Raw genomic sequence first — 20961 nt, 5'->3', positions numbered from 1 at the left:
GTTTGGTGGCGATAGCGGAGGGGTTCCACACGTACCCATCCCGAACACGACCGTTAAGCCCTCCAGCGCCGATGGTACTTGGACCGCAGGGTCCTGGGAGAGTAGGACGTCGCCAAGCATAAGAACCACTGTTGATTTCGATCAACGGTGGTTTTTCTTTTGTGTTTAAAGCTGTATAAGTATTAAGGAGTTCTATCCACCACTTCACCCAGCGTACTTTAACCACCAACCATTAACCATCAACTTTCCATTTGTCCCGCGCACCATCCAGTACCACTCACCAACTCCAATCATCAGTACCTCCTGATGCAGTAGTTGCACATAGTACAGCTAAATTCAGCTAAATTACTTCTGACGCCAATCTAGTTGCAAATCTGCACTTAATTACTTGAAAATCACCACTTACCCGCAAATCGCAACATTTAACTGTCCTTTCTGCAACTAAAACTCACTATAGCTACTTTTCCTTCAAACTAACTGTCCTTTCTACAACTAATTATCTATTTGTTGGCTTTGGTGGCGATAGCGGAGGGGTTCCACACGTACCCATCCCGAACAGGACCGTTAAGCCCTCCAGCGCCGATGGTACTTGGACCGCAGGGTCCTGGGAGAGTAGGACGTCGCCAAACATAAGAACCACTGTTGATTTATATCAATGGTGGTTTTTCTTTGCGTTTTTAGAGGAATGTTTATATGAGAATGGTGTATGAAGCGAATACTTTAACTGTGAGTGATCTCTTTCTCCATAGGACGATATTGTGTCAGTATTCGTGCTACACTTAATATAAATAGATAGCTAGAGGAGATGAAATAAGTGAAATTATCAGTATTTACTGTATCTGTACCTGATTTGACCCCACGTGAGTTGGGTGCCATAGCATCTGCTACAGGAATTGAGGGAATAGAATGGCGTTTCAAAGGGATTCCTGATGATGCATTAGAAGAAGCACCATCCTTTTGGCGGCATAATCGTTGTTCTATTGATCCTGAAAGATGGGAGGAGGATACTTCTGAATGCGTAGATGTGGCGTCGGCCTATCATTTAAAATCAATTGCTCTAGTTCCTTATTTAAATGATTTAGATCTCCAGGCAACAGAGAAGGCCTTCCAAGCTGCTTCACGCTTAGGTGCTTCGTTGGTTCGAGTTGGTGTTCCTAGTTATGATCGAAGTACCCCTTATGGTGATTTATATAGTTCAGCAACACGTTATCTTTCTCAAGTGCAGGAATATGCACAGCAATATGATGTAAAGGCAATGATTGAGACACATCACGTAACGATCGCACCTAGTGCAAGTCTAGCTCATCGTTTGGTACAATCATTCGATCCTACACATATAGGTGTACTGTATGATCCAGGTAATATGGTGTATGAAGGCTTTGAGAATTATAGAATGGGTCTTGAGCTGTTAGGTCCCTATTTGGCTCATGTACATATTAAGAATGCGCTCTGGGCACCAGTGAAAGGGAATGAACCTATCCGACCTGGTGAGGCTAATTGGGAAGGCGTATGGACCCAAATTGATAAGGGAATTGTTCCATGGCTTGAGGTAATGAAAGATTTACATTCTGTCGGCTATGAAGGGTATGTAGGTATTGAAGATTTCAGTGGAACGTATGAATCGAAACAGATGCTGGAACATGCAGCAGATCTATTCAGAGACCTTAAAAGTCAATTGTAGCCAAAGGGGAGAGTCAGTTGGATAAAGTAAGGGTAGGAATTATCGGAATTGGGAATATGGGTACTGCGCATGCTCGTACTCTGGCATCAGGTTCTATTCCAAATGCTATTTTGACAGCTGTATGTGATGTGTTGGAGTCGGCAGAGGAATGGAGTAAGGAGCATTTACCAGATTCAGTACTCTGCTTCCGTGATGCTGGAGAAATGATGGACTCAGGTACGATCGATGCTGTCATTGTCGCTACCCCTCATTACAATCACTCTGAGCAAGCCATTGAGGCGTTTAAGCGTGGACTTCATGTGCTCATTGAAAAGCCTGCTGGAGTATATACGAAGCAAGTACGAGAGATGAATGAAGCTGCTGCAAAGAGTGGTAAAGTATTCGCGATCATGTACAATCAACGTACAAATCCACTATATCAGAAGTTAAAAGATCTAATCTCTTCAGGTGAGCTGGGTGAAGTTCGTCGGACGAATTGGATTATCACAAATTGGTATCGCTCTCAAAGTTACTATGATTCAGGTGGATGGCGGGCTACTTGGAGTGGTGAGGGTGGAGGTGTTCTGATTAATCAAGACCCCCATCAGCTTGATTTATGGCAATGGACAATCGGTATGATGCCTGTTAGAGTACGAGCATTTTGTTCTTTTGGAAAGTATAGAAAGATAGAGGTTGAAGATGACGTAACAGCATATGTTGAGTATGCTAATGGAGCTACGGGCGTCTTTGTAACGACGACAGGCGAGGCACCAGGTACGAATCGCTTAGAGATTACAGGTGATCGTGGCAAGATTGTTATTGAGGATGGCCAATTGACATTCTGGCGTCTAAGGGAATCGGAGAAAGCGTTCAATGAAAGGTATACAGGTGGCTTCGGAGAGCCTGAATGCTGGAAGTGTGATATTCCTATTACAGGCAAGGAGTCAGGACATCCTGGTATTATTACGAATTGGATCGAAAGTATTACTGAGGGTACCCCGCTATTAGCTCCTGGTGAGGAAGGTATAAAAGGATTAACGCTGTCTAATGCGATGTACTTATCCACATGGATGGATGATTGGGTTACATTACCGATCGATGAGGAATTATTTCTAGAGAAACTTCAGGAAAAGATTAATTCATCCACTGTGGATAAAAATAAAGAATCTGTTACGAACAAGCCTCCTGTGGATATCTCTAATACGTTTGGAAGTTAGGTCCTTTAGATAGCGTACCATTGAACGGTACCTAGTTGAAATAGGTGTAGTATAAAGATAAGTACTTCCAAAAGATCATATGAACGATATTTGCGAAAAGAGTAAAAGGGGAGAAGAAAATATGGCATCTCAGGATGGAATGTTCTATGCACCGAAGAGTCAGAAGCCAATGGCAGTATGTGGACCTGGTGAGTTTATTATAAGTGCTGTTGCTTTGGATCATGGACATATTTACGGGATGTGTCATGGACTTATTGAAGCTGGCGCAACTCTGAAATGGGTCTATGACCCCGATGAGAGTAAGGTGAAGGCATTTTGTAATGTATTTCCGGATGTGAAAGTCGCCGTATCCGAATCACAAGTACTAGAAGATGAAGAAGTAAGGTTAGTTGCTAGTGCAGCGATTCCTTCTGAACGTGGAGCGTTGGGCGTTCGTGTCATGGGGCATGGCAAAGATTACTTTACAGATAAGGCCCCATTTACGACGTTAGCACAGTTAGAAGCAGCTAAGGCTCAGGTTGGGAAGACTGGATGTAAGTATATGGTCTATTATAGCGAACGATTGCATGTTGAAAGCGCTGTGTATGCTAGTCAGTTGATTAAGGATGGAGCCATTGGTAGAGTCATTCAAGTGATGGGCACCGGGCCACATCGTTTAAATGCAAAGTCTCGTCCGGACTGGTTCTTCAATCATGATCAATATGGTGGCATTCTATGTGATATTGGTAGCCATCAGATTGAGCAGTTTCTATCTTTTGCTTCATGTAAGGATGCGAAGGTGTCTCACAGCCGAATTGGAAATTATAATCATCCAGAGTATCCAGAACTGGAGGATTTCGGTGATGCGATGCTTGTTGGCGATAATGGTGCCGCGAATTATTTCCGCGTTGATTGGTTCACACCTGATGGTCTTGGAACGTGGGGGGATGGACGTACGACCATTCTCGGAACGGATGGATACATTGAATTGAGAAAGTATACAGACATAGCTCGGGATTCACAAGGGGATCAGGTATATCTGGTTAATCATGAAGGCGAGTATCGATTTGGTGTTCACGGTCAGGTTGGTTTCCCATTCTTCGGGGAGTTAATCAAGGACTGTATAGCACGGACAGAGTATGCCATGACGCAAGCTCATGCCTTTAAGGCAGCGGAACTATGTTTAATTGCCCAAAGAGATGCTGTGACATTGGTATAAGAGGAAGTCCATAAACCCATCTTTTGAACACGGAATATATTAGGAATCTGACTCGACATTGAAAATTGAGCATCCAATTGATTATTAATAAGGAAGACCTAACGAACGCTGTAAGTAGATAAATCTGCTTACAGCGTTTTTAAGTGAATATAAGTGGTTCAACCTTGGAATCAAACCAAGAAATTAGAGGGTAACCCTGATCGTAAGGACAATCCGTCATCGCAGCGATATCTTCTTGAAATGACTTCATGATAGAATAGAGTTAATTTGAAGAGATAGGAGGTGGTTGTTCATGTCATATTCCTCTCAAATGGGGCATCCCTTTAGTTTTAGTCATCGTTCTGAGAAACCTCTTGAAGATTCAGATGATAGAGAAGGATTTCATTCACATACATGCTATGAAGTGTATTATTTCCATGAGGGGCAGTGTACGTACCTTATTGGGGATCGAGTCTACGTACTTGATCCAGGTGATCTAATATTAATGCATGGAATGACATTACATAAGCCTAACCCTGCCCCAGACATACCTTACATCCGAACGATCATTCACTTCGAACCATCTATGTTAGGTAAATACTTACAAGATGCTATGGCAACTCAATTGATTCTGCCCTTTGAAGAACTCCGTAACTGTCGAATCTCATTATCTGAATCAGAAAGGCAAGAATTTGAGTCGTTACTCTCTCAGATGGATTCCCTGAATCGTATGCAGGCTGGATACGGTATGGAAAGATTTATTTTACGACTATGCGATCTATTATATATGGTTGCTAATTTATGCCGAACTAAAGTGATGGAAGGTAAATTACGTTCCGATAAAGAGAAACATGTACAGCATATTCTAACTTATATCGAAGAGCATTATATGCATGAGGTGGAAATGGGTGAAATCTCCCAAGGGTTACATTTGAATAAGCATTATTTGGCAACTCTATTTAAAGATATGACAGGTACTACAATCTTTAAATACTTGTCAGATCGGCGAATTAATCAAGCTAGATTATTGTTCTGGCTAAACCCAGAACGTTCGGTTACGGAGGTAAGTAAACAATCCGGGTTTAAGCACTTACCCCATTTTAGTCGTATATTTAAGCAGACTGTTGGTTGCACACCAGAAATGTATCGGGGGAAAATGAAGGAAAGACAGCTCGGTTATGAAGGGAATGTAACTAGCTAGGCTGGAAGTCTTATGAGATAAAGGTTGGAAAAAATGTAACAGTTCTGTAACCGTTGGTTATAGTCTTCCAAGTATAATAATAAAGTATAATTAAGAACTATTATAATTTGTATCCATTGGGGATAGCATCTACAGAGCGGAATACGATACTTTCGCGTGGATCGCGAATTGAAGTAAGGAGGACATTCATGCGTCTAAAAGCATGGCTGCACGCTCTCGTTCTGTTGTGTATAATAACAGTTTTTCTTTCAGGATGTGGGAGTACCAAGCCTTCTTGGACATCCTTTGAAGCTGCAGCAAATGAGAAGAGCTTTCCTGTACCTAAGGAAGCCAATCAGAGAGATCGTTCTACAATCAATTTAGAAATGAATGTGGCGAATTACTCTTTGCCAGGACTTAAGGAAGATGATCTGTTCCCAACAGCCTATTTAGAGGCGATTAGTGAGTGGGGATGGGTAGAGGAAGAGGAAGATCAGGAAGATGTAGTTCGTGTGTTTAAAAAGGATAATAAAGTAGTACAGGTTACTATACTTGATGATCATTTAGTGATTATGATGCCTAAAGTCAGTGATAAATCAACGGTGAGAAGTTTGGAAGTTAAATAGAAGAAGAGGACTCTTGATTTCATTCTTATCATTAAGAAAAGCACCCTATAGAATAGACGTTTTAAAAAGTCTATTCTATAGGGTGCTTTTTATTTCCGTTGAAGCGGGTGCCGCCTTTAAAAAGGAAGGGCAACCGCTTCTATTTGTTGAAATATGTACCCTAAGCAGGTGGACTCACTGTTTATAGTAGGAAATATCTTGAGGGTTAAATTTGATCATCCCATCTTTTCGCTGCCCAGATAGACTTATAATGGTATAAAGCCGAGGTAACAGAAACCATAGATGCCAGAATAGCATACCTATAGTAAACGAGAGGGGCGACCAAAAGGCGAGAATAGCAAATAGACATAAACCGATCCACATCGTGATTGAATTTATTTTACGAAATAGAGGGTAGCCAATGAATTGATTAGGCATGTATCCTAACCATGGGGATTTTCTGGAGAAAGCCCATCGCTTGTGGTAACGGGACCCTACGATTAACAATGCCGAGCGTGAAATGACATATTGAATCCAAAGCACAATAGGAGCAGCTAATAAAAAATAAAAGATGCTAGTCCAAGAGACCAATATCATCACTAAGATGGCTACAATATAGGGAATGATCCAATAGATAATGTTCATTTTTTTTGAAAGTAAAATTTTTTTAATAAGTTTATATTGATAAAAAGTAGCGCTTGAGCCGAGTTCCTCTACCATATAGTACACTAACCCCCTTGAGATCATCTATAAGTAATATATCGGCTTTAATAGACTATTTGTAAAGATAAATTAAGGGATAGGCACCACCGCGGCTATATTGGAATACATATATAGGGGTACAGGTGATAACGTAGGTGCGAGTTCAAAAAGATGGCTTTTTGAATAACCTCTATAAAGTTCTATGAAACGGTTTAAAATAATAGAAACTAGTTCATACTGATAGGAAAAGGGACAAGGTGGGATGGATGATGGAGAATCATACCGAACACGTCTGTATTATTTGCGGGCAAGGCAAAGAGGAGGGGATATGTATCGTATCTCAATTCATTTGTGAATCTTGCGAATCGGAAATGGTGCATACGAATGCGGGGGAAGAAAAGTATCAATATTTTATTCATCAAATGAGAAGAATTAGCATGGAGGCCAACATTAGTTGATGTTCGAAAAACCAAGAGTGGCCTATGGCTACTCTTTTTTTGACCTACATTGGGAAGTTTATGAGATAATAGATGAGTACTAAGGATATGACGCTAGGAAGAGTAGGAATTTGCGCCACGTTTGAATTAAGATAAAATAGAGATAGAATACACATCACATGGGAAGGAATCGGATGATTCATGCCTATACAACGCGAGTTAAAACAGGTTCGGAATGGAATCCCAAATGCGGATGGTTTGAATAAGGCAAAGGCACCGATCTATGAGGCGTTGCTTGATTATAGAAAGAAGAAGGAAAGCTCCTTTCATGTTCCTGGTCATAAGAATGGCCAAGCCTACGCTTCCATCGGGGGAGCGGGAATGTTGTCAGAGGTGATGGAGATCGATGTAACAGAGATTACAGGAACCGATGATCTTCATCATCCTGAGGGTGTCATTCAAGAGGCCCAACAACTTGCGGCAGATTGTTTCGGTGCGGAGGAGAGTTATTTTCTTGTAGGGGGGAGCACGGTTGGAAATGTGGCTTTGATTCTCACCGTATGTACGACGCCTGGTGATATTCTACTAGTGCAACGGAATGTACATAAATCGGTGTTACATGGTCTAATGCTAGCCGGTGCGAATGCGGTATTCTTACAACCACAGATAGATCCAATCAGTGGGCTTGCGACAGCCCCCACGGTGGCAATTGTTGCCGCTACGCTAGCGGATTATCCTCATGCCAAAGGCGTGTTACTTACGATGCCCAACTACTATGGTATGGGCATAGATATTACGCCAATAGCAGAGACTTGCCATCAATACGGTGTGCCGCTATTGGTGGATGAGGCCCATGGTGCGCATTATGGGCAGCATCCAATTCTGCCAGCAAGCGCTCTATCCTGCGGTGCAGATGGTGTAGTACAATCGACGCACAAGATGCTATCTGCTCTCACGATGGGCTCTATGCTACATGTGCAGGGCCCAAGGCTTGACCGTGCGTTGCTACGCCAGCGGCTAGCAATGGTCCAGAGCTCTAGCCCATCATACCCCGTGATGGCTTCGCTCGACCTGGCACGCCGCCAGCTCCACTTGGGCGGCGCGGCCACATTCACGGCGGGGCTCGCCGCCGTGAGTGCCTTCAAGCGCGGACTCGCGGAGCTCCCGCGCTTTACGCTGCTGCAACCGCTGCAGCAGCCGGAGTGTCCCGCCGACGCTGCCGCGGCGGGACATGATGCGCCGCCAGCTACGCTTATGGCGGGCGCATACGCCACTCAAGACCCCTTCAAAGCAGTCATTTATGACAGCACAGGGGCCTTGGGTGGGTACGAACTGCAGCGCCAGCTAGAAGCACGCGGCTGCATTCCCGAGATGAGCGACGAACAGTACGTCGTCTTACTCTTCAGCTTGGGGTCCACTTTGGAGGACGCTAAGCACCTTTTAGGTGCCCTTCAGCATATATCTATATCAGGGGTAGATGCCTATGATAATCAACATAATGTGCATGTCATGAAGGATGGTGTCGAATTTTTCACGTGGAACATTATACAGGAATCTGTTTCGACAGTAGTCCCCTTTAGTCTGCAGCCTGTGTCTGCTGATGCTGTCGAGAGTATCCCTCTAGATCAGTGTGCAGGTAGAGTAGCGGCTGAGATGATTATTCCCTATCCACCAGGAATACCTATGTTATATTCGGGCGAGGTCATCACCGCACAATCGTATGAACGACTACTTGCTCTAGAAGCGGCGGGAGCCAAGTGTCATGCGGCGACAGATCCTGACTTGCACCACATTATGGTCTTCAAGAATGATAGAAAGCAGGAATATTCATGAATATTAGAGGTAAGTTTATAACCTTTGAGGGTGGAGAGGGATCTGGTAAAACAACCGTTCTTGGAAAGATAAGCTCCTACCTAGAAAGCCAGTCCATTCCCTACATCCTGACGCGGGAACCAGGCGGTATTGAAATATCCGAGAGGATTAGAGATGTTATTCTGGATACGCAACATACAGCGATGGATGCTCGGACAGAGGCATTATTATACGCTGCTGCTCGCCGCCAACATTTAGTGGAAAAGGTGAAACCAGCTCTAGAAGCAGGAAAAGTCGTTCTTTGCGACCGTTTCGTAGATAGCAGTCTTGCTTATCAAGGATACGCCAGAGGTTTAGGTATGGATGAAGTATGGAGTATTAATCAATTCGCGATTGATACTCTCATGCCGGATATAACCTTTTACTTAGACGTTGATCCCGAGGTAGGTTTAGCACGTATAGCGGCAAGCAAGGAGCGGGAAGTGAACCGATTGGATCTAGAGAAGATGGAGTTTCATTATAAGGTACGAGAGGGCTATCACATTATTGCTAAGCAGAATCCCCACCGTATCATAACTATTGATGCGAAGCAGACACCAACGCAGGTTGTAAATGAACTGATTTATGAAATGGAAAAGGGTATTTTAAAGGAATTTACGGGTTCTTTGTCAAATAATATAGATTAAGAGATGAAAGAATAGGTTACTCCGCAAATCTTCAGTTTATGAGAAGAACTCTATTTATAATGAGGAGGAAATCAAGATGAAATTAATCATTGCGATCGTACAGGATAAAGACAGCAATAGACTGTCAGGAGAACTAGTTAAGGCTAACTTTCGTGCAACAAAACTAGCGAGTACAGGTGGATTCTTACGTGCAGGAAATACGACATTTATGATTGGAGTCGATGACGGACAAATCGATGCTGTCATGAGTGTCATTAATAAGAGCTGTAAGGTTCGTGAACAACTTGTCACTCCAGTGACTCCAATGAGTGGAACGACAGATTCGTATTTACCTCTTCCAGTAGAAGTTCAAGTGGGCGGGGCGACCGTGTTTGTGATGCCAGTAGACCGTTTTGAACATTTCTAAATAGAGGAAGTTGTGTATTTCACACAGAATACGTACCGTCAAGGGTAACGGGATCTATCATGAAGGCAGGCGATTCCATTGAAAGTAAATCCAGGTTTTAGGCCCTTTAAAAGCGAGGTGCCTATCACAGATGGGAACACAAAGATTGTTCAACAGAAGTCTTTCTCTGATGTTATTCAACAACAGGGCCAACATGCGTCACAGGAGGAACTTAGTCGACGGTTTAGAGAAATTCAGATGCAAGGAGATCGTCTAGCAAGATCGATGACGATCCGCGAGCTGAAGATATATCGATTGATGGTTAAGCGATTTTTAGAAGATACGGTTCGTCGCGGTGTCACCATGAAGGAAACAAGAGGTTGGGATCGACGTGGACGCGGGAAACGTTACAAATTAATAGATGAGTTGGATTCAGCTTTATTAGCGATGGCTGATGAATTGTTAGAGAGTGAAGAGGGTAAAATAGCTCTTCTGCAACAAATGGGAGAAATTCGTGGAATGCTGATCAATTTAAGTCTATGACTAAGGATAAGAGTATAGTGTGAAGACTATACTTCAGGAAAAGAGGATTTATGATTTATGTCTTTTAATGATATTGTAGGACAAGATGCGGCGCTACAAATGCTTCAGAATGGACTGCGTCGAGATGCTGTGAGTCATGCGTACCTGTTTACTGGACCAGCGGGATGTGGTCAGATGACAACGGCACGTGCCTTTGCCCAGACGATATTCTGTACGGAAAGTAAAGATAACGCCTGTGGAATTTGTCTGGAATGTCGTAAAGTTGAACATGGTAATCATCCAGATTTACACCTCATCATTCCTGATGGCGCATCTATCAAAATTGACCAGATCCGTGGATTACAGCGGGTCTTTTCCTATCGTTCGGAATCGAGAAATCCGAAAGTATATATTATTGACCAGGCCGATACGATGACCAATCAGGCGGCCAACAGCTTACTTAAGTTTCTAGAAGAACCACCTATTCCTGCTGTAGCCATTCTGATATCAGAGAATGTACAAGCATTGCTTCCAACCATTCAATCGAGGTCTCAGCGGGTTCCCTTTAGACCTGTAAGCCCGACAATGATGCTTGAGGTGCTTGTTCATGAAGGATATCCTTCATCATTAGTTCGTTGTGCAGTCCATTTATCTTCTGGCTTGGAAGGATGTAGGGAGCTCTTAGAGCAGAATTGGTTTGCAGAAATTAGAAACGTAGTGTTACAATTAGGAAAGGAGTCAATGAGTAGAGGAAGTACGTCTCTTATTACGGCGGGAACGAAACTCTTCAAATCAGGACTCTCAGAACATCTAGATATTCTTTTCAACTTGTTTCATTTGTGGTTCAAAGATATGCTGCATGTGCAATATGATAGGCATGAAAGTATCGTATTTATAGATCAGATAGAATTTTTGTCAACACATGCATCTTCACGAAGTCATGCGCAATGGGTCTCTTATATGGATCTGGCAGCGGAAGGGAAGAAGAAGCTGCGCTATAATGTGAATGGACAACTCTGTCTGGAACAATTCTTGATTGGTCTAGGTTGATGATCGTGGACCTCAGGATTATTATCTAGTAAGGGTAGGGGGGTTAGTCTTTGTACAGCGTAGTGGGTGTCCGGTTTAAAAAGGCCGGCAAAATCTATTATTTCGATCCATTGGACTTTCCTATTACAAAGGACCATCACGTGATCGTTGAGACAGCGCGAGGGATTGAGTACGGAAAGGTTGTTATTGGAAAGAAAGAGGTGGGCGAATCTGATGTGGTACTGCCACTGAAGAAAGTCATTCGTATCGCCAGTGATTCTGATGCAAGTATTGTTGAAGAGAATCAACAGGCAGCAAAGGATGCGTTTGCAACCTGTTTAAATAAAGTTCGGGAACATGAACTCAAGATGAAGCTTGTGGATGTAGAATTTACTTTTGATAGAAACAAAATTATATTTTATTTCACTGCTGAAGGAAGAGTGGATTTCCGGGAACTTGTTAAGGACTTGGCAAGTATCTTCAGAACTAGAATTGAGCTAAGACAAATTGGTGTTCGAGATGAAGCCAAAATGTTAGGGGGAATTGGTCCATGTGGACGAATTCTATGCTGTTCATCTTGGCTCGGTGATTTCGAACCCGTATCTATTAAGATGGCGAAGGATCAGCGATTATCGTTGAACCCAAGCAAAATTTCAGGGTTGTGTGGAAGACTCATGTGTTGCCTTAAGTTTGAGCATGATAACTATGAAAGCGTAAGAGAAGAATTACCTTCCATAGGTAAGATAGTTGTTACCTCATTAGGAGATGGTAAAGTAGTGGGGATTAATGCTGGCAGCCGAAGTGTTCACGTACAATTGTTCGAGATTGGCAAAGTTAAGGAACTTCCAATAGATGACGTTGTCATCAAGTAGACCATAATAGGTTACTGTTCGGGGTGGAAATATGGAGAAAAAGAATGTATTTCAGCGCATACAGGATATGGAAGGACAAGTGGATCATCTGCACAATGACTTAGGTGATTTGAAATCACTTGTTAAAGAGCTATTAGAAGAGAATAATCGACTAGCTTTAGAGAATGAGCGGCTTCGTATTATACTGAAACGAGAAGCTCAACTGAAGGAAGAAGGAGACATGTCTCCTATACCGCATCAGCATGTCGTACCAGAAGATGTGGTGGGAGAGGGATATGATAACCTTGCAAGATTATATCATGAAGGCTTCCATATTTGTAATGTCTATTATGGGCATTTGCGAACGGAAGGTGACTGTCTGTTCTGTCTTTCCTTTTTGAACAAATAACAATGTTGCGCCGTAGGGAATTTGCCTACGGTTTTTTTTGAAATATAGGAAAGTATAAGTTTTCATTGCTTTTATTTCCTATATTTTTGGACAAACGGGCCTTCCTCGCATAAGCGAAGAACGGCGAAGCCGTTTATTTTCAAATAACGATGTAAGGACTGGGTGTATGAGTATAAATAATGTTATCCTGCAAGAATCAGAAAGAGTTGATGATTTATTAACGCATAATTTACAGATTATTCAGAGCGATGAAGTATTCAGTTTCTCTATGGATGCCGTTTTATTAGCTCGATTTGCAAGTGTTCCTCCCAGAGGGCGAATACTAGACTTATGTACAGGAAATGGCGTTATTCCTATACTGTTAACGACTCGAAGCAAGGCTTCAATAGAAGGTATTGAAATACAACCCAGACTTGCCGATATGGCGCGTCGTAGCGTCCAACTGAACGGACTAGAAGACTCCATTGTGATTCGCGAAGGTGATTTACGTGATCTTTATAAAGAGACTGGACATGGTATCTATGATGCGATTACCGTCAATCCGCCTTATATGCCATTGAATGGTAGTGATATTAAGGTTAATTCACATCAAGCCATAGCACGTCACGAGATCCATTGTACATTAGAGGATGTATTGCAGGCATGTTCAAGGCTAGTACGTCCAGGTGGAAAGATTAGCATGGTTCATAAACCTCAACGCTTAGGTGACCTAATGAGCCTTATGCGGCAGTATCGTCTTGAACCGAAGCGAATTCGATTCGTTCATCCCCGTGTTAATGTAGAGGCTAACATGGTATTAATTGAAGCATTACGAGATGGAAAGCCAGAGGTGCGAATTCTACCTCCACTTATCGTGTATAACGAGCAGAATGAATATTGTCCTGAACTATTGGAAATTTACTATGGATCAAAAGAAGGTGAAGTATGAGTATAACGAAACAAAGTAGCTTTCAAGGAGAAACGTCACGTAGTAGCGGAGTGTTGTATCTTGTAGGAACACCCATTGGGAATTTAGAGGACATGACTTTTCGTGCAGTAAGAGTATTAAAGGAATGTGATATTATTGCAGCAGAAGATACACGTCAGACACGTAAATTATTGACTCACTTTGAAATCTTACCTCAGCTTTTATTTAGTTATCACGAACATAATAAGGCCGCAAGTGGGCCAGAATTAATTCGGTATATAATAGAAGGAAAAAATTTAGCATTGGTCAGTGATGCTGGTCTACCAGCCATTTCTGATCCTGGTTCAGAGCTTGTACAGTTAGCTATTGCTGAGGGAATTCCAGTAGTCCCCATTCCAGGTGCGAATGCTGCTTTATCAGCATTAATTGTGTCAGGTCTTCCAACAGAGCGGTTTACCTTTGCTGGGTTTCTACCTCGAGAGCGTAAGGATGTTCAGGTAGTACTATCTTCTGTGCAGTACGCACAAGGAACGTTATTGTTCTACGAGTCACCACATCGGGTTATCAAGACGTTAGGATTCCTGCTAGAATTTCTAGGTGATCGCCGGATTGTGCTTGCACGTGAATTGACGAAAAGATATGAAGAAATGGTACGCGGCAGTATAGAGGAATGTCTAACATGGCTGGGTGAACACCCACCAATTGGAGAATATGTGTTAGTTGTGGAAGGGGCAAGTCAGGAAGAAGAGCAGAAGCGGAAGGATGCTTGGTGGCAGGAGTTGTCTTTGGAAGAGCATGTGACACGCTATGAGCGGGATGGAGAATCCCGGAAAGATGCGATGAAGAGAACTGCTACAGATCGCGGCGTATCGAAACGAGATATTTATAATGCCTTGTTATAATACGAGCTCAAAAAGTAAGCTCTTCAGCACCGAGAAGATTCGATGTCGAATAAGCCTCCTGCTATAACTTCGTGATCAAAAGATGACTTTTTGAACTACCTCTTGTAGAATAACTTGTTCAAGAATATAAGGAAGAACTGTCAGGTCATGAGCGACAGTCCTTCCTTATATAAAAAAGATGCCTCCCACAAGCTTTGAGACAAAGCTTAGGAAGACATTAAGGAGATATAATAAAGGTTTGAATTAACAATTTAATTATTCCTAGTATAACCTATTTTTCTTAGTTTGTCACAGGTGTTGGAATATCTGAGACACATTCATTACAAACTATTTTCCCTTTAAAGTAAATAACGTTGTCGGCGTTGCCACAGAAGATGCATGCCGGCTCATATTTCTTCAGAATAATTCGTTCACCATCAACGTAGATCTCTAGAGCGTCCTTCTCACCAATGCCTAATGTACGGCGTAATTCAATTGGAATGACAACCCGTCCCAGTTCATCGACTTTTCTTACAATTCCAGTAGATTTCATCATATTAAGTCTTGCCCCTCTCGAACGTGTGTTTAACAATGTCATGATTCGACATAGTTCCTACTTTTATGATATTAATAGTACCAAGCATTACCAGTTTAGTCAACATAAGATTAGAACTAAATTTCACAAATGATTAGAGAAATGTTGTCGTGTATGATGTTACATAACTTAATTATAAAAAATGAGTCTTAAATTAAATGGGTAGTTGACGCTAAAACATACGACTTTATTCGACATTAAACGACATTATTTAAGTATAAGTAGTATACCAAAGGAGTGGAAAACGATATGATGCAACCTTTAAATGAAGAAAAGGTATTTAAAGATCCAGTTCACAATTATATACATGTGCAGGATACAACCATTTGGAGATTGATCAATACAGCCGAGTTTCAGCGTTTACGTCGTATACGTCAATTAGGAACATCTTATCTAACGTTTCATGGAGCTGAACATAGCCGCTTCTCACATTCGCTAGGCGTATATGAAATTACAAGACAAATTATTTCATTATTTGAAAGAAATAATTATTCTGATTGGCCGAAGGAAGAGAAATTAGTCACACTTTGTGCTGCGCTACTTCATGATGTTGGGCATGGACCATTCTCCCATTCTATAGAAGAAGCATTTCATATGAATCACGAAGAATGGACAGTTCGGATTATTATGGGAGATACGCATATACATGATATCTTAAGTCAGGTTGAGCATGGATTTGCAGAAAAGGTTGCCTCTGTTATTGCAAAAACCTATCATAAACCTATCGTTGTCAATCTCGTATCCAGTGCACTTGATGCGGATCGCATGGATTATTTGTTACGTGACGCATACTATACTGGGGTAAATTACGGTACAATCGATGTCGATCGAATTATACGAATGTTAAGACCTCATCATGGGCGAATCGTTGTGAAAGAATCAGGAATGCATGCTGTTGAAGATTATCTTATGGCTAGATATCAAATGTATTGGCAAGTGTATTTCCATCCTGTGACACGTAGCTCAGAAATCATTCTGAGACTTATTTTTCTACGTGCTAAGGAGCTATACATTAGTGGATATTATTTTGAATTTATGATGAAGCCATTGGTTAGTTTATTTAAGGATGAAGTGAGTGTTGAGGAGTATTTAAAATTAGATGAGGCTCTTATCCAGACTGCATTTATGCAGTGGACCTCGGAAAAGGATCCCATACTTAGCGAGCTCTGTAGCCGCTTCATGCATCGCAGACTGTATAAATATGTAGAGTTGGAACCACTTGATAGAGATATGATTCATGAGATTCGCCAGCAGTTCTATCAAAGTGGACTGAATCCCCAATATGATCTAATTATTGATTCTCCAAGCGATCTTCCTTATGATGTATTTCACTCGGGTGATGAAGCTAGTCAGAAGCAAATTATATTACTAGATCGACAAGAAAAGCTAATGGAAATATCTGAAGTGTCGGATATTGTACGTTCCATAAGTGGTCTCCAACGCGGTAAGTTCCGCTTATATTACCCTGAACAGAAGATAGAGGCTGCATTATCGTCGTTTTCCCCTTCGGTTGCTCGTATTTTCAAAGATTATTGATGTTTTAAGTCAAAATCAGTACGTGTAGAAATAATTAAAAATGCAGAATATAGCGAAGTGGGACGGAATGGTCCTGTAGAAGCGTAAGCGTTCGCCTGCAAATGATACTTCGCGCCTAGCGAAGCCGCTTCCACTTGGAAATTGCAATTATAAAAGGAGATTATATATATGATGTTGTTCGACACACATACTCATCTAGACGCACCACAATTCGACGAAGATCGTGAAGAGGTTATTGCGCGTGCAGTTGAAGATGGTGTAGGGAAAATGGTTAATATTGGTTTTAATCGAGATACGATCCCTACAACGATGGAATTGGCTGAGAAATATGACTTTATTTATGCGGCAGTAGGTTGGCATCCAGTAGATGCGATCACGATGGAAGAGGGGGATTTGGAATGGATTGCATCCCTTTGTAAACATGAGAAAGTGGTAGCCATCGGTGAGATCGGATTGGACTATCATTGGGATACATCGCCTAAGGATATACAACAGCGGGTACTTCGCCAGCAAATTGGACTAGCCCGTGAATTAAAGATGCCGATTGTCATTCATAATCGCGATGCACATGAAGATATTGTTAGAATTCTACGCGAGGAAAAGGCAAGTGAAGTTGGGGGCATCATGCACTCCTACTCTGGTAGTTGGGAAACAGCTAAAGTATGCCTTGATATGGGATTTCATTTGTCATTTGGTGGTCCGATTACGTTCAAAAATGCCAAACAACCAAAAGAGGTGTTGGCGAAGGTACCAATGGACCGATTATTGATTGAAACAGACTCCCCTTATCTGACTCCACATCCATTTAGAGGGAAGAGGAATGAGTCCGCACATGTGAGACTAGTAGCTGAGGCCGCTGCCCAGATTAAAGGTGTTGAAATCGAGGAAATTGCCCAAATAACCACTAAAAATGCCCTGTATTTATTTGGTATTTCGTGAAAGAGTGAGCAAACTAGCTGAAATAGTGAGATCGGACGACTTAATCATGCCTTATTATCGTGTAAAGAGCGAATATTACAAAAATTTAACCATTTATTCAGAAATTTGTGGTTGATTGATGCTTTACAACATGCATCGAAACGCGATATCATCTTTTCAGTGATGTAAGCTGATCGTAATTGGACAGCTTATTATTTTCTTGAACCAGTCTCGCTAAATCTCCAGATGATCGGAGAACGGGGGAACCAATATGACCAATCCAGATTGTACTTGGTAAAGGTCATATATGACTTCTTTTATTGGGTCTTTGGGGTGAATTCAAGGGCAATCGCCATGAGCGGTTGACCTAAGATCGGGCATCTCTCTTTTGCCCAAACCCGACAGCTAACCCCGTAGGCGCTATGAAGAGAGGCAAACTCGTGCATGGATTTCCGTTATTTAGAAAATATCGGGCCGCCGCGAAGGAGTTCCTCTAACTCTTTCTTTAGGCTTCTTTTTTTTGAATAAAGACAATTTTGTCATCATACTCTTATTTATTAGGGGGTGACAATCATGACGAGCAGACCGGTACATGATGCAGGATAGATATTATTTTAGTATCCTGTACAAATTTTATTATAGTCGCGTCAATTACACATATGGTTTATTTTTCAGACGGCGAGGCTATGAAGGAGGATCGGAAAGTGGGCATTTTTAAAGAACAAACCCATGATTCATCATCATCCAGCATGACTTACGCAACACGTTGGAAGCATGAAAGTTTAAGTAAGATCTCAGTTGCGGCTATTGCTTTAATAGCGATTAGCCTGACCGTTCTATTGTTTGCCAGCATTCAAGAACGTAAACAAGTGTATTTAGTGATTGATGGACATGTAAGTGCTATAGAAACCCATCATGCTATGTTACAAGAAATGCTGAATGAACAAGCCATTATTCTCAGACCGGAAGATCAGGTGTCCGTATCGTTGAACAGCCCGCTTAAAGACGGCGATAAAGTTCATATTCAACGTGCTGTCGAGATTAATGTAACTGCTGATGGTCAGTCGGCTACTCGGTTCACTACACAAGGGACTGTAAAGGATGCTGTTAAGCAACTAGGCATTACTCTAGATGCACACGACAAAGTATTTCCTGATTTGAATACAAAGATCACAGATAAGTTGGACATCAAGGTTGTCCGGATAAACAAACAGATTGTTGAGCGTGTAGAAGAGATCCCTTTTCGAGTCATCAAGACTTCCGATCCAACGATTGTGAAAGGAAACGTCAAGGTGGTACAGAACGGACAGTCTGGGGCAATAGTCCAACAGATCGAGAAAATATATCAAGATGGGCAATTCGTAACGATGAGCCTGGTTGGCAAAGAAGTGAAGAGCCAAGTGCAGGATAAAATTGTTGCTGTAGGTACGAAGGTAGAGCCGCCGAAGCAAATCATTTTAGCATCTACGACAGCTACTAGTAACAAAGCAAAGGCTACGAATGTGAATAAAGAGAATAATCGAGCTAGCAAGGCTGGCGTTGATTTTAGTTATAAAAAGGTGCTTAAGAATGTAACTATGACTGCGTACTCTTCAGAAGAGCCAGGTATAGGAACTCGAACCGCATCAGGCACACGTGTAACGGAAGGTCGTACGATTGCGGTGGATACCAGTGTCATCCCTATGGGATGGTGGGTATATATCGAAGGTATTGGCTTCCGCCGTGCAGAAGATACAGGTGGTGCAATCAAAGGCAACAAGATCGATGTGTATTATGATTCAGTGAAGAATGCTCGTAATTTCGGTCGTAAGAAGGGTGGAACAATATATGTGATCGGGCCCGTTAAGCCTGAACTAAACTAAACTGTTTTACAACAGCTTTCTATTCCTATACTATTAAGGTCATAATGGAAGCCATACTAAAGAAGAGGATGAATCCTCTTCTTTTTGCTGTTGTGATACAGGCTCTGAAGGGAAGAATCGTTATGATCAAAGAAATCATTGTCGTGGAAGGTCGCGATGATACGACAGCAATTAAGAGGGCCGTAGAGGCGGATACGATCGAGACGGGTGGTTCTGCTATTAATGCACGTACGATCCAACGGATCGCATTAGCACAAGAGCGTAGAGGGGTTATTATATTCACTGACCCTGATCATGCAGGCGAAAGGATTCGTAAGATCATTTCTAACAAGGTGCCGGGATGTAAGCATGCGTTCATTCCTGAAGTAGATGCAACACGTAAAGGTGATATCGGGGTGGAGAATGCATCACCTGAAGCGATCCGCCACGCATTAGCTCGAGTACATACCTCTTATGAGGGTTCGCAGAGTATGATTGACATGGAGGATCTTATACAAGCAGGGCTAATGGTTCATCCTGATGCATCTGCCCGCAGAATGGAAATGGGTAATATACTAGGAATTGGGTATTGTAATGGGAAGCAGTTTCTGAAGCGTCTCGCTATATTTCAAATTACGCGTGATGAATTCGTTAGTGCCCTCGCCCAAATTGAAGAGGGAGGTCAAGGATCAAATGAATGACATCGATAGCATTGCAACACCCAAGCGAACGAAGGATATTATAAGACGGCATGGTTTCTCTTTTAAAAAGAGTCTAGGTCAGAACTTTCTAATTGATCAGAATATACTGGATAAAATTGTTGATGCAGCAGAGTTGGATGAAACGAAAGGGGCACTGGAGATTGGCCCAGGGATTGGGGCGCTCACAGAAAGGCTCGCACAGAATGCAGGTACAGTGACTGCGGTGGAAATTGATAAACGTCTTATTCCGATATTGAAAGAAGTGTTGGAGCCCTATCCGCATGTTCATGTTGAACAAGCAGATGTGCTTGATGTTGATTTAAAGGCGTTATTTGAGTCGAATTTCAAAGATGTATCGAAGGTTAGTGTGGTCGCTAATCTGCCTTACTATGTGACAACGCCTATTCTGATGAAGTTACTGGAAGAGAAGCTTCCGTTAGAGCATATTGTGGTCATGATCCAGAAGGAAGTAGCAGCGCGCATGGCCGCATCCCCAGGAAGTAAGGACTACGGTAGTCTTAGTATTGCTGTTCAATACTATAGTGTGCCTGAGCTGGTCTGTATTGTACCTAATACCGTATTTATACCCCAGCCGAATGTAGATTCTGCCGTTATCCGACTCACGGTCCGAGAACAACCACCAGTGGATGCACATGATGAAGTGCATTTCTTCGATGTGGTACGCTCTTCATTTACTCAACGACGTAAGACGATCTCTAACAACCTCAAGAGTCGCTTCGCGCTTCCTGAAGGACGTGAGCGGATCGATGCATTGTTAGTGCAAGCAGGTATTGAACCATCACGGCGTGGAGAGACACTTAGTCTGCAGGAATTTGCTACTCTTAGCAATATGCTTCTAGAAGCCGGCATTATGTGAGATATGGACTTTCAAAAGGAAGTTCGAGAGGGT

The 20961-nt window shown here is 42.2% G+C and carries 22 protein-coding genes, 2 rRNA genes and 1 riboswitch; of the genes, 22 read left to right on the top strand and 2 right to left on the bottom strand.

Features of this window, described 5'->3' with window-relative positions; translation table 11 throughout:
• Position 1: 1 nt before the first annotated feature.
• The 7 genes from rrf (AC1TO8_RS21920) (at position 2) to AC1TO8_RS21890 (ending at position 5860) form a co-directional block, all read left to right on the top strand.
• A 5S ribosomal RNA gene (gene rrf, locus AC1TO8_RS21920) occupies positions 2–118 on the top strand.
• 394 nt (positions 119–512) lie between these two features.
• A 5S ribosomal RNA gene (gene rrf, locus AC1TO8_RS21915) occupies positions 513–629 on the top strand.
• Between the two features lie 185 nt (positions 630–814).
• Positions 815–1681 carry a sugar phosphate isomerase/epimerase family protein gene (locus tag AC1TO8_RS21910; RefSeq protein ID WP_482057730.1) on the top strand — a complete coding sequence of 289 codons (867 nt, stop codon included), beginning with the start codon at positions 815–817 and terminating at the stop codon, positions 1679–1681.
• 17 nt (positions 1682–1698) lie between these two features.
• Positions 1699–2877 carry a Gfo/Idh/MocA family protein gene (locus AC1TO8_RS21905; protein WP_482057729.1) on the top strand — a complete coding sequence of 393 codons (1179 nt, stop codon included), beginning with the start codon at positions 1699–1701 and terminating at the stop codon, positions 2875–2877.
• Positions 2878–2998: 121 nt separating this feature from the next.
• On the top strand, positions 2999–4075 hold the full coding sequence (locus AC1TO8_RS21900; protein WP_482057728.1) for a Gfo/Idh/MocA family protein: 1077 nt from the start codon (positions 2999–3001) through the stop codon (positions 4073–4075).
• 292 nt (positions 4076–4367) lie between these two features.
• A complete protein-coding gene (locus AC1TO8_RS21895) occupies positions 4368–5255 on the top strand; it encodes an AraC family transcriptional regulator (RefSeq protein WP_482057727.1) in 888 nt (295 codons plus the stop codon).
• 188 nt (positions 5256–5443) lie between these two features.
• On the top strand, positions 5444–5860 hold the full coding sequence (locus AC1TO8_RS21890) for a hypothetical protein (protein ID WP_482057726.1): 417 nt from the start codon (positions 5444–5446) through the stop codon (positions 5858–5860).
• A gap of 174 nt (positions 5861–6034) precedes the next feature.
• Here AC1TO8_RS21890 and AC1TO8_RS21885 read toward each other — a convergent pair whose 3' ends face one another.
• A complete protein-coding gene (locus tag AC1TO8_RS21885; protein WP_482057725.1) occupies positions 6035–6559 on the bottom strand; it encodes a hypothetical protein in 525 nt (174 codons plus the stop codon).
• A 248-nt stretch (positions 6560–6807) separates the two neighbouring features.
• Here AC1TO8_RS21885 and AC1TO8_RS21880 point away from each other — a divergent pair, with 248 nt between their 5' ends.
• The 10 genes from AC1TO8_RS21880 to rsmI all read left to right on the top strand — a co-directional run bounded on the left by AC1TO8_RS21880 (position 6808) and on the right by rsmI (position 14481).
• Positions 6808–6999 (top strand): sigma factor G inhibitor Gin, encoded by a 192-nt coding sequence (locus tag AC1TO8_RS21880; protein ID WP_482057724.1) that lies wholly within the window; start codon positions 6808–6810, stop codon positions 6997–6999.
• A 180-nt stretch (positions 7000–7179) separates the two neighbouring features.
• Positions 7180–8811 carry an aminotransferase class I/II-fold pyridoxal phosphate-dependent enzyme gene (locus tag AC1TO8_RS21875; protein WP_482057723.1) on the top strand — a complete coding sequence of 544 codons (1632 nt, stop codon included), beginning with the start codon at positions 7180–7182 and terminating at the stop codon, positions 8809–8811.
• Positions 8808–9476 (top strand): dTMP kinase, encoded by a 669-nt coding sequence (gene tmk, locus AC1TO8_RS21870; RefSeq protein WP_482057722.1) that lies wholly within the window; start codon positions 8808–8810, stop codon positions 9474–9476. The genes AC1TO8_RS21875 and tmk overlap by 4 nt, the downstream gene beginning before the upstream one ends.
• 76 nt (positions 9477–9552) lie before the next feature.
• Positions 9553–9882 (top strand): cyclic-di-AMP receptor, encoded by a 330-nt coding sequence (locus tag AC1TO8_RS21865; protein WP_438348331.1) that lies wholly within the window; start codon positions 9553–9555, stop codon positions 9880–9882.
• 78 nt (positions 9883–9960) lie between these two features.
• Positions 9961–10404: a YaaR family protein gene (locus tag AC1TO8_RS21860; protein ID WP_482057721.1), complete on the top strand. Its 444-nt coding sequence runs from the start codon at positions 9961–9963 to the stop codon at positions 10402–10404.
• Between the two features lie 57 nt (positions 10405–10461).
• Positions 10462–11433 carry a DNA polymerase III subunit delta' gene (gene holB / locus AC1TO8_RS21855; protein WP_482057720.1) on the top strand — a complete coding sequence of 324 codons (972 nt, stop codon included), beginning with the start codon at positions 10462–10464 and terminating at the stop codon, positions 11431–11433.
• A gap of 50 nt (positions 11434–11483) precedes the next feature.
• On the top strand, positions 11484–12284 hold the full coding sequence (locus AC1TO8_RS21850; RefSeq protein ID WP_482057719.1) for a PSP1 domain-containing protein: 801 nt from the start codon (positions 11484–11486) through the stop codon (positions 12282–12284).
• A 31-nt stretch (positions 12285–12315) separates the two neighbouring features.
• Entirely contained in the window at positions 12316–12672 is a 357-nt protein-coding gene (gene yabA, locus AC1TO8_RS21845; RefSeq protein WP_482057718.1) for a DNA replication initiation control protein YabA, read from the top strand.
• A 166-nt stretch (positions 12673–12838) separates the two neighbouring features.
• Positions 12839–13600, top strand: a complete 762-nt coding sequence (locus tag AC1TO8_RS21840; RefSeq protein WP_482057717.1) for a tRNA1(Val) (adenine(37)-N6)-methyltransferase — start codon at positions 12839–12841, stop codon at positions 13598–13600.
• Positions 13597–14481 (top strand): 16S rRNA (cytidine(1402)-2'-O)-methyltransferase, encoded by an 885-nt coding sequence (gene rsmI, locus AC1TO8_RS21835; RefSeq protein WP_482057716.1) that lies wholly within the window; start codon positions 13597–13599, stop codon positions 14479–14481. Before AC1TO8_RS21840 ends, rsmI begins: the two co-directional genes overlap by 4 nt.
• A gap of 280 nt (positions 14482–14761) precedes the next feature.
• Here rsmI and AC1TO8_RS21830 read toward each other — a convergent pair whose 3' ends face one another.
• A complete protein-coding gene (locus tag AC1TO8_RS21830) occupies positions 14762–15016 on the bottom strand; it encodes an AbrB/MazE/SpoVT family DNA-binding domain-containing protein (RefSeq protein WP_438348324.1) in 255 nt (84 codons plus the stop codon).
• Positions 15017–15304: 288 nt separating this feature from the next.
• Between AC1TO8_RS21830 and AC1TO8_RS21825 the strand changes: the two genes are divergently transcribed.
• From AC1TO8_RS21825 to rsmA, 5 genes are all read left to right on the top strand, one after another.
• Positions 15305–16591: an HD domain-containing protein gene (locus AC1TO8_RS21825; protein ID WP_482057715.1), complete on the top strand. Its 1287-nt coding sequence runs from the start codon at positions 15305–15307 to the stop codon at positions 16589–16591.
• 168 nt (positions 16592–16759) lie between these two features.
• Positions 16760–17530 (top strand): TatD family hydrolase, encoded by a 771-nt coding sequence (locus AC1TO8_RS21820; RefSeq protein ID WP_482057714.1) that lies wholly within the window; start codon positions 16760–16762, stop codon positions 17528–17530.
• 201 nt (positions 17531–17731) lie between these two features.
• A riboswitch (cyclic di-AMP (ydaO/yuaA leader) is annotated at positions 17732–17944 on the top strand.
• Between the two features lie 269 nt (positions 17945–18213).
• Positions 18214–19371, top strand: a complete 1158-nt coding sequence (locus AC1TO8_RS21815) for a ubiquitin-like domain-containing protein (protein ID WP_482057713.1) — start codon at positions 18214–18216, stop codon at positions 19369–19371.
• A gap of 122 nt (positions 19372–19493) precedes the next feature.
• Positions 19494–20051 carry a ribonuclease M5 gene (gene rnmV, locus AC1TO8_RS21810; protein WP_482057712.1) on the top strand — a complete coding sequence of 186 codons (558 nt, stop codon included), beginning with the start codon at positions 19494–19496 and terminating at the stop codon, positions 20049–20051.
• Positions 20044–20928 carry a 16S rRNA (adenine(1518)-N(6)/adenine(1519)-N(6))-dimethyltransferase RsmA gene (rsmA, locus tag AC1TO8_RS21805; RefSeq protein WP_482057711.1) on the top strand — a complete coding sequence of 295 codons (885 nt, stop codon included), beginning with the start codon at positions 20044–20046 and terminating at the stop codon, positions 20926–20928. The genes rnmV and rsmA overlap by 8 nt, the downstream gene beginning before the upstream one ends.
• Positions 20929–20961: the final 33 nt, after the last annotated feature.

Source organism: Paenibacillus sp. Y859 (assembly GCF_056786405.1).
Note: the sequence above shows the minus strand (reverse complement) of the source record. Positions and strands in the feature narration are given on the sequence as shown.

What these genes read in the sequence shown, in the direction of transcription:
- AC1TO8_RS21900 (WP_482057728.1), top strand. Translation starts at nt 2,999, where the DNA reads ATGGCATCTCAGGATGGAATGTTCTATGCACCGAAGAGTCAGAAGCCA.
- AC1TO8_RS21895 (WP_482057727.1), top strand. Translation starts at nt 4,368, where the DNA reads ATGTCATATTCCTCTCAAATGGGGCATCCCTTTAGTTTTAGTCATCGT.
- AC1TO8_RS21890 (WP_482057726.1), top strand. Translation starts at nt 5,444, where the DNA reads ATGCGTCTAAAAGCATGGCTGCACGCTCTCGTTCTGTTGTGTATAATA.
- AC1TO8_RS21885 (WP_482057725.1), bottom strand. Translation starts at nt 6,559, where the DNA reads ATGGTAGAGGAACTCGGCTCAAGCGCTACTTTTTATCAATATAAACTT.
- AC1TO8_RS21880 (WP_482057724.1), top strand. Translation starts at nt 6,808, where the DNA reads ATGATGGAGAATCATACCGAACACGTCTGTATTATTTGCGGGCAAGGC.
- AC1TO8_RS21875 (WP_482057723.1), top strand. Translation starts at nt 7,180, where the DNA reads ATGCCTATACAACGCGAGTTAAAACAGGTTCGGAATGGAATCCCAAAT.
- tmk (WP_482057722.1), top strand. Translation starts at nt 8,808, where the DNA reads ATGAATATTAGAGGTAAGTTTATAACCTTTGAGGGTGGAGAGGGATCT.
- AC1TO8_RS21865 (WP_438348331.1), top strand. Translation starts at nt 9,553, where the DNA reads ATGAAATTAATCATTGCGATCGTACAGGATAAAGACAGCAATAGACTG.
- holB (WP_482057720.1), top strand. Translation starts at nt 10,462, where the DNA reads ATGTCTTTTAATGATATTGTAGGACAAGATGCGGCGCTACAAATGCTT.
- yabA (WP_482057718.1), top strand. Translation starts at nt 12,316, where the DNA reads ATGGAGAAAAAGAATGTATTTCAGCGCATACAGGATATGGAAGGACAA.
- AC1TO8_RS21840 (WP_482057717.1), top strand. Translation starts at nt 12,839, where the DNA reads ATGAGTATAAATAATGTTATCCTGCAAGAATCAGAAAGAGTTGATGAT.
- rsmI (WP_482057716.1), top strand. Translation starts at nt 13,597, where the DNA reads ATGAGTATAACGAAACAAAGTAGCTTTCAAGGAGAAACGTCACGTAGT.
- AC1TO8_RS21830 (WP_438348324.1), bottom strand. Translation starts at nt 15,016, where the DNA reads ATGATGAAATCTACTGGAATTGTAAGAAAAGTCGATGAACTGGGACGG.
- AC1TO8_RS21825 (WP_482057715.1), top strand. Translation starts at nt 15,305, where the DNA reads ATGATGCAACCTTTAAATGAAGAAAAGGTATTTAAAGATCCAGTTCAC.
- AC1TO8_RS21820 (WP_482057714.1), top strand. Translation starts at nt 16,760, where the DNA reads ATGATGTTGTTCGACACACATACTCATCTAGACGCACCACAATTCGAC.
- rnmV (WP_482057712.1), top strand. Translation starts at nt 19,494, where the DNA reads ATGATCAAAGAAATCATTGTCGTGGAAGGTCGCGATGATACGACAGCA.
- rsmA (WP_482057711.1), top strand. Translation starts at nt 20,044, where the DNA reads ATGAATGACATCGATAGCATTGCAACACCCAAGCGAACGAAGGATATT.